We start from the raw sequence: 14538 nt of genomic DNA on the forward strand, positions 1-14538 counted from the left end.
GCCGGCCAAGCCGCACCGACGCCGATCGTCGCGTCACCCGTCGGTCAGCGCGGCGCGTTCTTCGGCGGTGAGCGTGCGCCCCGGCCCCAGCGGGTCGACCAGCCGCGAGGTCCGCGGCTCGTCGATCTGCACCGGCCCGAGACGCTCGCGCAGCTCGGGATCCTTGTGCTCCCGCACCACGCGGAACAGCCCGTTGTCGAACGGCAGCCCCGGCGCCGCCGCGACGAGCTCGACGCGCTCGCGCAGGCCCATGCGATCCATCTCGAGCGCGCGGTGGTGGCAGAAGGGATTGTTGCCGGGTCGCCCGAGCAGCGGCTCGGTCGCCGCCGTGCAGCCCGACATGCAGGTCGGGCCGTAGTAGCACTCGGCGCAGTAGCCCCACAGATCCGCGGTGGTGCGATCGCGGACGTACGTGATCTCCGGCGCGCGTTCCCACAGCGCCTGCAGGCCGTGCTCGCGCCACGAGCCGCCGGTGTTGGTCGGGCCGCCCACGCTCGGGCAGCTCTTGATCGCGCCGTTGCTCTCGATGCCCATCACCGTGACGCCCGCGAAGCAGCCCGAGAAGTGCCCCTCGCCACGCTGGTGTCGACGCAGCTTGTGCTCGAACGGACCGAAGTAGCCGAGGTTGTTGCCCGGCCAGATGACGACGCCGAGCTCGCGGCAGCGATCCTCGATGCGATCGAGCAGCTCGAACACCGCGGGGAACTGGTACGGCTGCAGCAGCAGCTCGGGATGATCGGCGGCCGCACCGTGCGGCATCGTGATCTGCAGCTGCCATGCACGGACGCCGGCGGCCGCGAGCAGCTCGAGCAGCGCTGGCAGCTCGGTGTGGCTGCGCGCGTTGATCTGCGTGTTGCAGGCGATGCGAGAGCCGGCGGCCCGCAGGTGGCCGAGCGCCGCGAACGCGCGATCCCAGCTCTCGGGTCGGTTGCGCACCCAGTCATGGCTCTCGCGCAGACCGTCGATCGAGACCGACACGCTCTGGATGCCGGCCTCGACCATCGCCCGCGCACGGGCGGCGGTGAGGTTGTAGCCACCGGTGGTCATGGTCGCCGTCATGCCGCGCTCGCGGATGCGACGGATCACGAGCAGGAAGTCGTTGCGCAGGTAGGCCTCGCCACCGATGAGCACCACCTCACCGACGCCGTGCTCGGCCAGCTCGTCGACCAACGCGAGGGCCTCTTCGGTCGAGAGTTCGTCGTCACGCGGGAGCCCGGCCCGAGGCCCGCAGTGCAGACACTTCTGATCGCACGCGAGGGTGAACTCCCACACCGCGAGCGCACAGGTCGGCACCTCGCCCGACGCCGCGGCGCGCACCAGGTGCTTCCGGCCGCGACCGGGAGGGAGCGCTCGCACCACCGGCAGCTTGCGACGTACGTCTTCGAGACCCATGCGACCGGCCGTAAGCATACCCAACTTGCGCCGACCCCGGCCAACGGTGGTAGATTCGATATCGATGATTCCCTGTTTGGTCTGCCACCGTCACGTCCGTACCGATGCGACCGTCTGCCCGTTCTGCAGCGCACCGCTGCGCGACGGCGCCGCGCCGACACCGAGCTTCGCGGGTCTGCTGCTGGGCTTCGCGTTGATGGCCGCGAGCTGCGGCGGCGACGACGGCGACACCAGCGGCACCAGCAACACGCAGGGCTCGGCGACCCAGGGCACCACCATGACCGGCGGCTCGACCGGTGACACCTCCACCACCGACACGGTCTCGGCAGGCGTCTCCGACTACGGCGATCCCAGCTTCACCGATTCGCTCACCGACACCATCAGCGGCACCGACAGCAGCGGCGGCACCTCGGGCGGCAGCGACTCGTCGAGCGGCACCGACACCGGCTCGACCACCGCCGCCACCAATGCCTCCGACACCGCCGACTACGGCGCGCCCGGCTCGACCGGCCCGTGAGCCGCAGGTGGCGACGCGCGACGGGCTCACGCGGTCGGTGAGCCGCGCAGACGCCACCAGTGGAACGCCGCCATCACCAGCGCGTGATCGATGGCGCCCGAGCTGAGCAGGCCATCGATCGCGTCGACCGGCACCAGCTCGATGGTGGTCTGCTCCGACTCGTCGTTGGCGATCTCCGTGACCTTCTCGCAGCCCGTCGCCAAGAACGCATGGATGCGGTTCTTGAAGAGCGCGGGGTTGGGATGCACCGAGCCGAGCGCCACGACCTTGCCGGCGCGGTAGCCGGTTTCTTCGAGCAGCTCCCGCGCCGCGGCGGTGCCCGGATCTTCGTCGGCATCGAGCAGCCCACCGGGGATCTCCAAGGTCTCGCAACCCGCACCGTGGCGGAACTGTCGGATCATGACGACCTCGCCGGTGGTCGTGATCGGGATGATGTTGGCCCAGTCGACCGACTCGATGCGGAAGAACGTGTGGGCCTGCCCGGTGTCGACGCGCTGCGCGTGCAGCTCGGTGACATCGAACACGCGGTAGCTCGCGAGCTTGCGCTCCGAGAGGGTGCGCCACGGCGCCGGTCGGGAACTCATGACGAACACGTTGACGCGAACCCGGGCCGCCCGACAAGCCGCGTGCGCGAAGCCTGGTACAGTTGCCGCCGATGCGCCCCTCGCTCGCCCGTCGTGCGCCGCTCCGCGGCGGTCTCGTGCCCTTGTTCCTCGCGTTGAACGGCTGGACGCTGGCCGCCTGCGACGGCGGCTCGTCGTCGGGCGCCGCGAAGGCCGAGCCCGCCGCGAAGGCCGAGCCCGCCGCGAAGGCCGAGCCCGCCGCGAAGGCCGAGCCGAAGCCAACCCCCGATCCCCACGCCAACCCCCACGCCGATCCCCACGCGAAGGCCGGTGACGCCAAGCCTGCGATCGTACCGAGCGCGCCCGGCGAGCCGGTGTGGCTCGACCCGCGCGACGGCGAGGTCCACCTCGGGCGCATGCAGCAGCTCAGCTTCGGCGGCGAGAATGCCGAGGCGTACCTGAGCAACGACGAGCGCACGCTGGTGTTCCAGTCGACCCGCGACGGCGGTGGCTGCGACCAGATCTACACCATGGGCATCGACGGCAAGAACGTCGCGCGGGTGAGCTCGGGCAAGGGTCGCACCACGTGCTCGTACTTCCTGCCCGGCGACACGCGGATCCTCTACGCCTCGACGCATGCGGCCGCCGACGACTGCCTGCCGCCACCCGATCGCAGCCACGGCTACGTGTGGAAGCTGTACGGCGAGTTCGACATCTACAGCGCCGCGAAGGACGGCAGCGACGTGAAGCCACTGGTGGTCGGGCCCGGCTACGACGCCGAGGCGACCGTGAGCCCGCAGGGCGATCGCATCGTCTTCACCTCGACCCGCGACGGCGACCCCGAGCTGTACGTCATGGGCATCGACGGCAGCAAGCAGACCCGCCTCACCCAGTCGAAGGGCTACGACGGCGGCGCGTTCTTCTCGCCCGACGGCAAGTCGATCGTCTACCGCGCCAACCATCCCAGCGGCGACGAGGAGCTCGCGAAATACGACGCGATCATCAAGGAGGGCCTGGTCCGCCCCACCCGCCTCGAGCTGTTCGTGATGGACGCCGACGGCAAGAACAACCGGCAGATCACCGACAACGGCAAGGCCAACTTCGGGCCCTACTTCCACCCCGACGGCAAGCGCATCATCTTTGCCAGCAATCAGGACGACCCCCAGGGCCGCGACTTCGACCTCTTCATCATCGGCGTCGACGGCAAGGACCAGCAGCCGGTGACGCGCAACCCCGACTTCGATGGGTTCCCGATGTTCACGCGCGACGGCAAGCACCTGGTGTTCGCGAGCAATCGCAACGCCGCCACGCCAGGCGACACCAACGTGTTCGTCGCGGAGTGGAAGGACGGCTGACGATGGCGCTCGACCTGCAACCGGGGCAGCACTACGGCGAGTTCGAGATCCTCGAACTGCTGGGCTCGGGCGGGTTCGGCAACGTCTACAAGGTCAGGGATCCACGCTTCCCCGAGCCGCTCGCGCTCAAGCTGTCGATCGAGCCGGTGAGCGCCGTCGACACCGCCCAGCGAACCCTGCGCGAGGTCACGGTGCTGCGGACGCTGACCAACCCGCACGTGGTCCGCATCCACGACTGCGGCCTGCGCCGCGACGGCCACGTCTACGTGCTGATGGAGCTGCTGCGCGGCCTGCCGCTCGACGAGTTCCACGACTTCGACGCGCCGATGGATCCCGCGTGGGCAGCCCACGTCATCTATCAGTGCTGCCTCGGCCTGTGCGAGGCCCACGACCACGGCATCATCCACCGCGACCTCAAGCCCGCGAACATCTTCGTCGATCCCGACGGCCACACCCGCATCCTCGACTTCGGACTCGCGCGCTCGTTCGACCAGCGCGGCGTCGTCGGACAGAACGCGACGGTCGGGCACATGCTGGTCGGCACGCCGCACTACGCCCAGCCCGAGCAGCTCGAGACCTACGCGCTGACGCCCGCGGCCGACGTCTACAGCCTCGGCATGCTGCTGTACGAGCTGCTTTCGGGCCACGTGCCGTTCGTCGCCGATGACGTGGTGAGCGTGGTGCGCGAGCGGTGGATGGCCAACCCGGTGATGTGGCTGCGCGCCCACGCCACCGACCCCGTGATTCCGCTGCGCCGCTACCTCCCAGCGACCCAGGTGAGCGACGCGCTGGCGGCGGTGGTCGAGCGGGCGCTCGCCAAGGCGCCGGGCGATCGACCGAGCGACGCGCGGGCGTTCGCGACCGCCCTGCGCGCGGCGTGGCCGACCTAGCCGCTTGCGATCCGTCGCGATGCCCTCAAGGGCCCGCGGTCGGCATCGCACCGCCGCCGAGGGTCCGCACCAGGCCCACGATCGCTTCGTCGAGCTGCGCCGGGGTGGCGGTCGCGTCGACCTGGACCATGCTGGCGCTCGCACGGATGTCGACGCTGTCGACGACCGCCTGCGGCAGTCCGACCGAGCGCGCGATGGGCCCGGCGCCGTCCCACTCGCGCCGGAGCTCGGCGGCCATGCGCTCCGCGTCGGCGGGGTTGCCGACCTCGAGCGTCGCGCGCAGCTCGAGCCCCCGCCGCAGGCCGATCGCGATTGCGAGATCGGCGCTCAGCGGGTTCGGAGCCGCCGGCACCGCGACCGCGTGCGAGACGAACGCGATCTGCCGCACGGTCGGCAGCCGGCGCCATGCGCCCGCGAGCGCGTTCACGCCGAGCATCGACCGCGCCTCACCCGAGACGAGTCGCTGCAGCTCGTCGTCGTGACCCGCTGTGCCTGCGACCAGCGTGCAACGATCGACCACCCAGGCCACGTCGCCGTCGTCGAGCGCCAGGCGCGTGCGCCCGTCGACGGTGCCCAGCGAGTAGTGCCAAGCGCCGTCGGTGGGCAGTCGCGCAGCGATGCACGCCAGGCGTTCGGGCTCACCGATGCCCTCGGCCTGCAGCACCCTCACGTCCAGGGGGCCTCCCAACGACGAGGTGTACATCCGCCAGCTGTCGAACCCGATGCCGCACTCGCTCGCGGCGTCGAGGAGCGGCTGCAGGTCGCGGGGGATGAGCGCGGCATGGTGGCGCACGAACACCGGCAGCTGCACGATCGCAGCGAGGTCGAGCTCGATCACGCTGGGCGTGGACGCCGGCAGAAACGACAGCGCACGCGCCGAGTCGCCGACGCAGCGGCCGGGCGACGGGTCGGCCGCTGCGGCAGCGGGCGGCGGGGCGTCGTCCGCAGCCGCCGCCTTGGGGGCGACGGTGGGTGCCACCGAAGCGGCCGACGCCACCGGTTCGGGCCGGCAGCCGGCAAGCAACGTCACCCACGAGCCAGCGAGAACGGCAGCACGCATCGATCGAGCATAGTCGATCGCCGCGACCGCGCACCGATCGTTCGCCGGCGATGCGCTCGCACGCGCAACGCCGCCATCGCGGCCGATGACGGCGCTCTCGCGCCACGGAGGTTCACCGCGTAGTGTCGAGGTGCTAGTACCTCGACACAGCGATAGTGATGGGTCAGAACGCCGTCATGGCCGCGACTCCGCAAGGCGCCGTGCCGCCGGAATACCGGGCGTATTTCAAGGTACGGCAACGCAGCGAGGCGCGGTCAGGGCGGTGTTATGGCCCGTCACAATCCCTGTGTCGAGGTGCTAGTGCGCGAGGAACTCGACGAGGCGCTGTCGCTGGTCGTCGTCGAGGCTCGCGAAGCGGGGCGGCGGCATGGCGCCGGACTCGTGCGGCTCGCGACTCAGGCGGTCGATCGCGGCGGCCTTCTGCTCGGCCGTGAGCGCGCCGGGGTCGCTCGCATCGAAGCGCGCGCGGCTCAGGGTCTGATCGAGCCGAGGGTTGTGGCAGCGCTGACACAGCGACCGCAGCATCTCCTCGGCACTGGCCTCCGCCCGCGGGCGAAACCCCAGCTCGACCTCGGTCTGGGGTAACAGCACCGCGCGGGGGTCGAGCATGCCCGCCGGGTCTGCGCCACCGGCGACGTCGAGGTACGACGCGACCGCGGCCTCGCGCAGCGTGGCATCGGTGATGTCGTGGTGGTGCCACGGCACCGGCAAGCGCTCGCCGCTCTGCACCTGCGCGAAGTAGCCGTCCCACGTGTCGCTGTGACCGTTCGCGATGTCGGCCTCGACCGCGCCGGAGTCGAACGGCTGCGGCTGCCCCAGCGGCGTGAGGGACGACGGCACACCGCCCTGGATCGACCAGTAGATCTCGATCATCTGGTTCATCACGATGCCGCTGGCGGTCGGCGCCGGCGGGGCGATCATCGCGATCGGAATGCCGCCGTACGCCGCCTCTTCGCCGTGCATCGCGAGGAACTGCGGCGTGAGCAGCGTGGCCGACGAGGTCTCGCCGCCGGTGCCGATCGACAGCCCCGGGAACCAGTGCAGCCACGGATCGACCGCCTGCTGCATCAGCAGCAGCTTGGGCGAGTCGGGTCCATCGGGCTGGTGACACGTGAGGCAGTCGAGCGGGCGGTTCACCAGGTCGAGGTCCTGGTAGAGGCTCCACTTGGTCCAGCCCTGCTCGACGGCGGGCGTGAAGCGATCGGCGAGCGAGCAGCCGTCGGCGTCGTCGTTGCAGTCCTGGAAGAAGGTGAGCAGGTAGAAGTTCAGCTGGTCGGCGGCGGCGTCGTAGCCGAACAGCTCGACCACCTGCTCCCCACGCGAGAACGCGGTCGCGCCAAGGTCCACACCGGTGCCCTGCCCCGGCTGCACCCGCAGGAACACCCGCGGATTGATCACCGAGACCGAGCGCGCCGACAGCGAGGTCGAGTTGGCCAACAGCGCGAATGAGGCCGGCTCGATCACCATGTCGAGCGCATCGTAGAGGTCGGCGAGGCTGCCCAGCTGCGGGCTCGGATCAGCGCACAGCCGGATCGCGATGGGATCGCCGTTGCCACGCGCGCACACGATGCCCAGCTGGTCGGGGTCGTAGGGCAGCTCGTCGCCGGCGCCCCCGCCGTCGTGCCCGCCGCTGTCGTGCCCGCCGCTGCTGCTGGAGCCGTCGCTGCCACCGTCAGTGCCGTCGGCGGTGCCGTGGGTGTTCGACGCGCCACCGCTGGCGTCGGAGGTGTCGCCGGTGCCGGTGCTGCCCGCGGTGCTGTCGTGGCCCCCGTCACCGGGCGTCGCATCGTCATGGCACGCCGCGACCAGCAGCGCGCACAACGACCACGCCCATCGATCCGAACACCGACCCTGCGTCCCGATGGAAAGCTTCATGGCCGGCAGATGTCGATGGGCGACCGGATCCGTCCCGACGCGATGCAGCTGATAGATTGCGCGGAGAGCTTCGATGACGTCGGCGATCCCCTGGCTGCTGTGGTCCGCGCTCGCGCCGGCGCCCGCGACGGATCCGATCGCGGCGGCGCTCGAGCTGCGGTGGCAGGCACCCGCGCCGTGCCCGGATCGCAGCGCACTCACGCACGCCATCACGGCGCTCGCGACCGTCGAACCCACCGTGGTCCGCTCGCGTGCGTCGATCGACGCGCGCGTCGAGCCCCACGTCGACGGCTTCGCGCTGCAGCTGCGCGTCGAAGCCGAAGGTCGCACACGCACGCGCACGCTGGTGGCCGCGAAGTGCAGCTCGCTGCTGGACGCGGTCGCGATCGAGGCGGCGCTCTTGCTCGAGGCGGCACACGCGGCGACGCCACGCGCAACCGCGATCCACGGCGAGGTTGCCATCATCGCGGGCACCGTGCGTCTCGCACGTCGTCCACGCCCGCAGCTGCGCCTGCGCGGCAGCGCGTCGCTCGGCGGCGCGGTGATCGAAGGCGCGTCGGCGGGGTACGGCGGCGGTGTGGTCGTGAACGGCCGACGCTGGGGTGCGAGCCTCGAGGCGGTGCACTGGCCCCGAGGCTTCGCACCGCTGGCGGCACGGACGAGCGCCGGCACCACACTGCGACAGACCGACGTCATCGCCAGCGGCTGTGCCCGCCACGCGCACGGGCGCGTCGGCGCCTCGCTGTGCATCGGCGCGGCGATCGGCGCGCGTCAGGCCGGCGGACGTGGCCTCGTCGATGGGCGCGAAGCCGTCGCGGCGACCTTCGCGTTGGTGCTGGCGCCGGCGTTCGAGTGGCAGACCCCGAGCCCGATCGTGGTCGCGATCGCGCCCTGGGTGCGCGCGGCGATCGTGCGGCCCGGGGTCCGCGTGGACGGCCTCGGCGAGCTCGCACGCCCGCGCACGTGGGCGTTCGGCGGGGCCCTGCGCCTGGAGTTCTCGCTGTGGCCGCCAGCTCGCGGGCGCGGTCGCCGGGCGCGTCGATCGGCGGGCGGCGAGCTGCGACGGACTCGCGACGGATTTGGGGACGGATTTGGGGGTTCGGCGACATTGACCCCCGAGGACGACACCCCTTGACCCTCGGCAGCCAGGCCCTGCGCGCAACGGCGACCCCCGAGGTCGACGCGCGGCCGTGCGCAGCGGCCGGCAGCGACGCCCACGCCGACTTCGGCGCCTTCATGCGTGAGCACGCCGACGGCGTGTGGCGCTGCCTCCATGCGCTCGGCATCGCCGGCGCGAGCCTCGACGATGCCGCGCAGGACGTGTTCCTCGTCGCGCTGCGCCAGTGGGCGAGCTATCAGGAGCGTGGCACGCCGCGGGCGTGGCTGTTCGCGATTGCGCGGCGCGTGGCCGCCAACCACCGCCGTCGCGATCGTCACGCCCACGCCAGCACCGACACGCTGACGATCGACGACGGCCTCGACGAGGCGGTCGCGGCCCGACAGGCCCGCGCGTTGGTCGAGGGCTTCCTCGCCGAGCTGCCCGAGGAGCGGCGCCTGGTGTTCTTTCTGTCCGAGGTCGAGGGCTGGTCCGCACCCGAGGTCGCCGCGGCGCTCGAGCTCAACCTCAACACGGTGTACTCGCGCCTGCGGCGGGCGCGGGCCGCCTTCGAGCCGTTCCTGCGGCGACACGGAGGTCGATCGTGAGCCCACCGGATCCCCGCAGCGTGCTCGCGCACTATCGCGGCGCCATCACCCCCAGCACCGCGCAGCGCGATCGGCTGTTCGCCGCCCTGGATCGCGCGGCACCGACCGCGGCCGCGACGGTGGTCGCCGCGGCTGCGGGCCGCTCGCGTCGGCTCGTGCTGCTGGTCGGCACGGGATTGATCGCGACCGCGGTCGCCGCGTTCGCGCTGCGTTCGACGGCGCCGACGAGCCCGATCGACGCGGCCGCGAGCGATGGCCCGGGCATGCCCGAGCTCGAGACGCCGGCGCCCCGACACGTCGACGCGACCGCGCGCGTGCAATCCAACACCGACGCTCCGACGGCACCCGCCCTCGCAGCTGCGGCAACGCCAACGACCCGCGCCGCGGTCGCGACCGATCCCACCCCGCCAGCGCGGGTGCCGACCCGCACACGTGCCAACGCGAGCGCGGCATCGCAGCGCTCGCGCACCGACGCGATCGATCCACCGCGTCCCTCCACGCCGCAACCCGACCCGCCGCCGCCACCCGAGCCGCGCCCCAGCGACGAGCTCGGTGTCGATGCCGAGGTCGCGTTGTTGCGACGGGCCACCCTGGCCCTGCGCGATGGCCGGGCGCAGGAGGCCGCGGCGCTGCTCGATCGGCATGCGCGCGAGTTCCCGACGGGCGCACTGGTCGAGCTGCGCGAGTTCTCGCGCGCGCGGCTGCGGTGCGACGCGATCGGCGATCGCGAGGCGACCATCGATGGCTTTCGCGCGCGGTTCCCCGACTCGCCCCACCTCGCGCGCCTGCAACGCGAGTGCGTGCCGTGATCCAACGGCTGCTGCCGTTGTTGCTGGTCGCGTGCACGCCGGCGGCCCAGACCGTCGGCGCCTGGACCACCGCCGTCGACACCGGCGCGACGGCGCCGGGCAGCTCCGGGGCCGCGAGCGACGACGGCACCGTCGCCGATGGCACGTCGAGCTCCGGCGACGACGTCGAGTCCGGCAGCGCCGCCGCCACCGGCTCCGACGACGCAGATGCGTCGAGCTCGGGCGCCGCCGCGGTGCCGCCGTGGGTCGTGACGGTCACGGCGAAGCCCGACGGCGCGCCCATGCTGCAGATCCTCGCGCTCGTCGCCGACGACGCGATCGAGGTGCACGATGGCTGCACCTTCGCGGGGCTCGCAGTCGCCGATGGCCTCGGCTGGCGCGCCGACGGCCGCCTGGTCGGCACCGACGCCGCCACGGGAACGCTGTGGCAGGCCGATCCCTGCGACTGCACCGTGGGCGTCGTCGACGGCATCGAACCGCCGCCGCTGCTGCACGCGCTCACCGAGCGCGGCGATGGCAGCGACGGCCGGGTGTTCGGCGTCGACGACGGCCGTGCCGCGATCGTCGAGCTCGACCTCGATCTCGCGCTCACACTGGCGGCCTTCGATCGCCCCGATGCCGCGGTGGTGCTCGCGCTCGCGTCCGACGATGAAACCCTCGTCGCGCTGCTCGAGCGCGCGGGGCCGGTGCTGCAACGGATCGACCCCGACGACGGCGCTGTGCTGCAGGAGCAGGCGCTGACGCTGCCACCCGACACCCGCGGACTCACCCGCAATCCAGCGGGTGATGGCTTCGTGGCGTGCAGCGCCGACGGCTCGCTGTGGCGCATCGCGGCCGATGGCGCCACGACGGCCCTCGGCGAGCCACTCGCGTCGGCTTGCCGCACGTTGGCGACGCCGCACGGACCCGTCGCGTGCATCGACGCGGCGCTGGGGGGATGACCCTACGCGCTGCCGCCGGGTGCGATCGGACAGGCGCCGTCGCAGCGACCGGTGAGCCGCAGCCGTCGCTCGGCGAAGCGGTCGTACGCCCACGACATCACGTGCGAGATGCCCGGCACGCGGGTGAGCGCGACCAGCCAACCGAAGCCGACCGCCGCATAGAGGCGACGGAACACCTCGACGCCGTCGATCAGGCGCCCGTCAGGGGTCTGCGCGTGGATGCGCGCCATCAGCTGCGCCCAGGTCGCGCCGTAGTCCTGCGCGCGGAAGCCCGGCGCTGCGATGTCGACGAAGTCGATCGCGTGGCGGCGATCGAGCCGTCGCAGCAGCGCGACCTCGCGGGCGCACAGCGGACACGCACCATCGTGGAACACCCGCACCGACCAGGTCGTCTCCGGCATCTCGAGCCGGAGTCTGCTGCCAGTCGTCGCAGGCGCAAGTCGGCAGGGGCGCTGGCGCCCCTGCACGATCCGCTCGAAGTCTAGGGATCGAGGAGCGCGGCGAGCCGCGCCCTCGCGTCGCTGACCCGCGCCAGGGCAACACGCATCGCCGCCGACATCATGGTCTTGTGGCTGCGATCGTGGTGATCCAGCGCCTCGAGCGCGACGCCGAGCGCTCGCTCGGCCTCGGCCAGCTCGGTGGTCGCCGTCTGCACGGCGGCGCGGGTCGTCGACGGGTCGTCCACTTACCAGCGCTTGCCGCCGCCGCCACCACCGTGACGACCACCGCCGCCGCCGCCGTGTCGACCGCCGCCGCCACCGCCGAAGCGATCGCCACCGCCACCGCCACCGCCACCGCCGCCGGCGCGGTCCTGGGCCTGGCTGACGCGGATGGCTCGACCGTCGAGCATGGTGCCGTCGAGCACGCGAATCGCCACGTTCATCTCGTCGGCATTCGCCATCGTCACGAAACCAAAGCCGCGTGAACGGCCGGTGTCACGGTCGGTCACGACCTTCGCCTCAGTCACTTCGCCATGCTTCGCAAAGCAATCCCGCAGCAGCTCATCGGTGGTGTTCCAGCTCAAGCCGCCCACAAACATCTTGTTCGCCATTTCGTTCCTCTTCAGTCCTCGACTGCAAGGTCGCCGTCATCGACGCCTGGCCGTCGTCCTCTCGTGTGCTTCGCGCGGCGACCCGGGCACCCGACAGCGGGCGATCGGCGTCGAAACGCGACAACAGTTCTCGGAATCCGCGGGCGATGGTGATCCATCGATCGCCGCCGGAGTGCAAGTACACCACGCTGGGCTGCTCGAGTCCGCGTCGGTAGTCCAACGCGATCGGTAGCTCCGGCCCCATCGCACCGATCAACACCGACTGCGCGGGGTTCAGATCGCCGGGGGGCGCTTGGGTGTCGGCGTGTCCGAAGTACGCCGGATCGGTCTCACGCAACCACCGCTCGTTCTCGACGATCATCCGCGGGAGATCGAAGAACACCGGCGCGATCGGCCGCTCCCGGAACACGCGACGCAGCACCGCCTGCGACGGCACGCGCCAGCGGCCCTCGTGCATCGCTCGCACCAGCGCGGCCGGCAGCGGCAGCTCGTTGACATGCAAGCGCCCCGCACCCACGCCGCCCAGTCCGGTGCTCGCGACAGCGGTGCCGGTGCTCGCGGCAGCGGGAGTAGTGGATGCGAGGCACGGAGCCTCCGCACCACGACGGGTCGAACTCGGCTGGGTCACTGCAACGTCTCGCAGCCAGCGGCGCGCGCCGCGAGGTGCAGGGATCGGCCGCTCGCCAGGCGCGAATCGACCGAGCGCGACCATAGCACGCCCCATCGCGGCGGCGGGTTCTCGCCCTCGCCCGGCCCGCCACCTCAACACACGCCGGGTGCCCGCGTGCGCTTTCGCGGTCGTCGTCGCTTCACCACGGGCTGCTAGGGGGCGCGGCCGCTCGGTCGGCGCCCACGAGCCCCGATCAGCGTCCGTCGTCCCCGCGCGGCAGCGTCAGTACTCGTAGCCGCGCACGCCGGCGCGCACCTCGGCGAGCACGCCGAAGCTGCTCAGCGACTGCCCCGGAGCCCGCGCGACGTGCAGATCGACCCATGGGGCCACGCCGATGCGCACGTTGGTCTTCTGCAGGTCGAGGCCCTCGGTACCGGTCGGGTACCAGTAGAGCCACGCCTCGCCGCGCAGGGTCTGGCCGCCGCCGAACGGGTTGTAGCTCTGATCGCTGCCAGCCGCGGCGTAGCGCACCGTCGGCCCGAAGCCGAGCTGCTGCAGGAGCTTCTTGCCGCGCTGGATCGAGAACAACACCGGCACCGTCACGCTGAACACCGGCCGCGTCTGCGGCCCCTCGATGGTGACGTCGCGGGTGTGCGCGGGCACGTCGTTCTTGCCGGGCAGCACGATGCCCAGCGGTGACGCGCCCGACCAGTTGCGGTCGTATCGCAGCAAGAGCTGCGGCGCGACGCGATAACGACGCGGCTCGTGCACGTAGGCCAAGAAGCGCAGCAGCCCCTTCATCGAGCTGCGCGTGACCTTGGCCTGCGCCGCACCGGCGGCGGGATAGTAGCGGAACGTCTGCAGGCCCCAGTCGACGTCGACGCCGAGCTGGAACAGCTTCGCCGGACCGGTCTCGCCGGTGGTGTCGCGGATCCAATCGCCGACCACGCCCACGCGCCAGCTCGACACGAAGCCGCCGAGGGCATCGACGCTCGCACGCGAGGCCCCGGTCGGCGATTGTTGCGTGACGGGGAAGCGGCCCTTGAAGCCGAGCCGTCCACCGTCGCAGGCGTTGCGCTCGCCGTGGCAGCGCGGCTCGAACACGATGTCGCCACCCAGCCCGATCGTCGACGAGCGGCCGTTGACTGCGATGTCGACGTTGGGTGCGCCGCGCGTGGTGCCGCCGTCGCCGATCGTCTCGGGCAGCGGGTCCGGCGTCGGCTCCGGGTCGGGGCTCGGCTCCGGTGTCGGCTCCGGCGACGGCTCCGGCGTGGGCTCGGGCGTCGGGGTCGGATCGGGCTCGGGCAGCGGATCGGGGGTCGGGTCGGGATCCGGCGTGGGGTCCGGATCGGGTTCGGGATCGGGCGGCGGATCACGGGGATCGCGAGGCGGCACCTCGATCTGGACCAACGACGACGGCGCGCCCGCGCCCATCGGCCACAGTGCCAGCGCCAAGCACAGCGCGGCGCTGCTCATATGCGCATCTCCAGCTCGCCGTAGCCGCGGTCGGTCCACAGCTCGAGCAGCTGATCGTCGGCGGTGCCCGGCAGATCGACCCGCAAGCGATACTTCGCACGACCGACCGCGAACACGCGCACGCGCAGCGAGACCTCCTCGTCGTCGACGTCGCCGGTCCACACCGCCGGACCGACGCCATCGGCGATGATCCGCTTCTTGTGATCCACGAACGCGTAGAAGCGCTCGACCGTGCCCGAGAGGGCCTCGAGTTTCAGCGTCAATCGACGGGCCATGGCTGGCGCGCAGTGTATGC

At 71.8% G+C, this 14538-nt stretch carries 17 protein-coding genes; 7 read left to right on the forward strand and 10 right to left on the reverse strand.

From position 1 onward, the window contains the following. Nucleotides 1–33 precede the first annotated feature (33 nt). Nucleotides 34–1392, reverse strand: coding sequence for a radical SAM protein (locus IPH07_16255; GenBank protein ID MBK6918947.1), 1359 nt, complete (start codon nt 1390–1392; stop codon nt 34–36). A gap of 64 nt (nt 1393–1456) precedes the next feature. Between IPH07_16255 and IPH07_16260 the strand changes: the two genes are divergently transcribed. Continuing rightward, nucleotides 1457–1909 (forward strand): hypothetical protein, encoded by a 453-nt coding sequence (locus IPH07_16260; protein ID MBK6918948.1) that lies wholly within the window; start codon nt 1457–1459, stop codon nt 1907–1909. A 26-nt stretch (nt 1910–1935) separates the two neighbouring features. Here the strand turns inward: IPH07_16260 and IPH07_16265 are convergent, their stop codons facing one another. Further along, the gene (locus IPH07_16265; protein ID MBK6918949.1) at nt 1936–2493 is read right to left on the reverse strand and encodes an NUDIX hydrolase; all 558 of its coding nucleotides are present in this window, start codon (nt 2491–2493) and stop codon (nt 1936–1938) included. 71 nt (nt 2494–2564) lie between these two features. On the opposite strand from IPH07_16265, the gene IPH07_16270 reads away from it, so the two are divergent. Then, entirely contained in the window at nt 2565–3827 is a 1263-nt protein-coding gene (locus IPH07_16270) for a PD40 domain-containing protein (protein ID MBK6918950.1), read from the forward strand. Between the two features lie 2 nt (nt 3828–3829). After that, nucleotides 3830–4717: a serine/threonine protein kinase gene (locus tag IPH07_16275; GenBank protein MBK6918951.1), complete on the forward strand. Its 888-nt coding sequence runs from the start codon at nt 3830–3832 to the stop codon at nt 4715–4717. 25 nt (nt 4718–4742) lie between these two features. Here the strand turns inward: IPH07_16275 and IPH07_16280 are convergent, their stop codons facing one another. Next, a complete protein-coding gene (locus IPH07_16280; protein MBK6918952.1) occupies nt 4743–5777 on the reverse strand; it encodes a hypothetical protein in 1035 nt (344 codons plus the stop codon). A gap of 297 nt (nt 5778–6074) precedes the next feature. Next, nucleotides 6075–7652 (reverse strand): hypothetical protein, encoded by a 1578-nt coding sequence (locus IPH07_16285; GenBank protein ID MBK6918953.1) that lies wholly within the window; start codon nt 7650–7652, stop codon nt 6075–6077. Nucleotides 7653–7725: 73 nt separating this feature from the next. Here IPH07_16285 and IPH07_16290 point away from each other — a divergent pair, with 73 nt between their 5' ends. The 4 genes from IPH07_16290 to IPH07_16305 are packed head-to-tail and all read left to right on the forward strand — an operon-like array spanning nt 7726 to nt 11106. Beyond that, nucleotides 7726–8787, forward strand: a complete 1062-nt coding sequence (locus IPH07_16290; GenBank protein ID MBK6918954.1) for a hypothetical protein — start codon at nt 7726–7728, stop codon at nt 8785–8787. Then, the gene (locus tag IPH07_16295) at nt 8784–9356 is read left to right on the forward strand and encodes a sigma-70 family RNA polymerase sigma factor (protein MBK6918955.1); all 573 of its coding nucleotides are present in this window, start codon (nt 8784–8786) and stop codon (nt 9354–9356) included. Before IPH07_16290 ends, IPH07_16295 begins: the two co-directional genes overlap by 4 nt. Beyond that, nucleotides 9353–10165, forward strand: a complete 813-nt coding sequence (locus IPH07_16300) for a hypothetical protein (protein ID MBK6918956.1) — start codon at nt 9353–9355, stop codon at nt 10163–10165. Before IPH07_16295 ends, IPH07_16300 begins: the two co-directional genes overlap by 4 nt. Continuing rightward, nucleotides 10162–11106 (forward strand): hypothetical protein, encoded by a 945-nt coding sequence (locus IPH07_16305; GenBank protein MBK6918957.1) that lies wholly within the window; start codon nt 10162–10164, stop codon nt 11104–11106. The genes IPH07_16300 and IPH07_16305 overlap by 4 nt, the downstream gene beginning before the upstream one ends. Before the next feature lie 2 nt (nt 11107–11108). On the opposite strand, the gene IPH07_16310 is transcribed toward IPH07_16305, so the two are convergent. The 6 genes from IPH07_16310 to IPH07_16335 form a co-directional block, all read right to left on the reverse strand. Next, the gene (locus IPH07_16310; GenBank protein ID MBK6918958.1) at nt 11109–11507 is read right to left on the reverse strand and encodes a DUF393 domain-containing protein; all 399 of its coding nucleotides are present in this window, start codon (nt 11505–11507) and stop codon (nt 11109–11111) included. Nucleotides 11508–11587: 80 nt separating this feature from the next. After that, nucleotides 11588–11761, reverse strand: a complete 174-nt coding sequence (locus tag IPH07_16315; GenBank protein ID MBK6918959.1) for a hypothetical protein — start codon at nt 11759–11761, stop codon at nt 11588–11590. A 30-nt stretch (nt 11762–11791) separates the two neighbouring features. Then, nucleotides 11792–12157, reverse strand: coding sequence for an RNA-binding protein (locus IPH07_16320; protein MBK6918960.1), 366 nt, complete (start codon nt 12155–12157; stop codon nt 11792–11794). Then, nucleotides 12108–12659 (reverse strand): hypothetical protein, encoded by a 552-nt coding sequence (locus IPH07_16325; GenBank protein ID MBK6918961.1) that lies wholly within the window; start codon nt 12657–12659, stop codon nt 12108–12110. Before IPH07_16325 ends, IPH07_16320 begins: the two co-directional genes overlap by 50 nt. A 390-nt stretch (nt 12660–13049) precedes the next feature. After that, complete coding sequence (locus IPH07_16330) at nt 13050–14243, reverse strand: hypothetical protein (protein ID MBK6918962.1); 1194 nt, start codon at nt 14241–14243, stop codon at nt 13050–13052. Then, complete coding sequence (locus IPH07_16335) at nt 14240–14518, reverse strand: hypothetical protein (GenBank protein ID MBK6918963.1); 279 nt, start codon at nt 14516–14518, stop codon at nt 14240–14242. Before IPH07_16335 ends, IPH07_16330 begins: the two co-directional genes overlap by 4 nt. Nucleotides 14519–14538 lie beyond the last annotated feature (20 nt).

Source organism: Deltaproteobacteria bacterium (genome assembly GCA_016709225.1).
Classification (GTDB): domain Bacteria; phylum Myxococcota_A; class Polyangia; order Nannocystales; family Nannocystaceae; genus Xiheibacterium; species Xiheibacterium phototrophicum.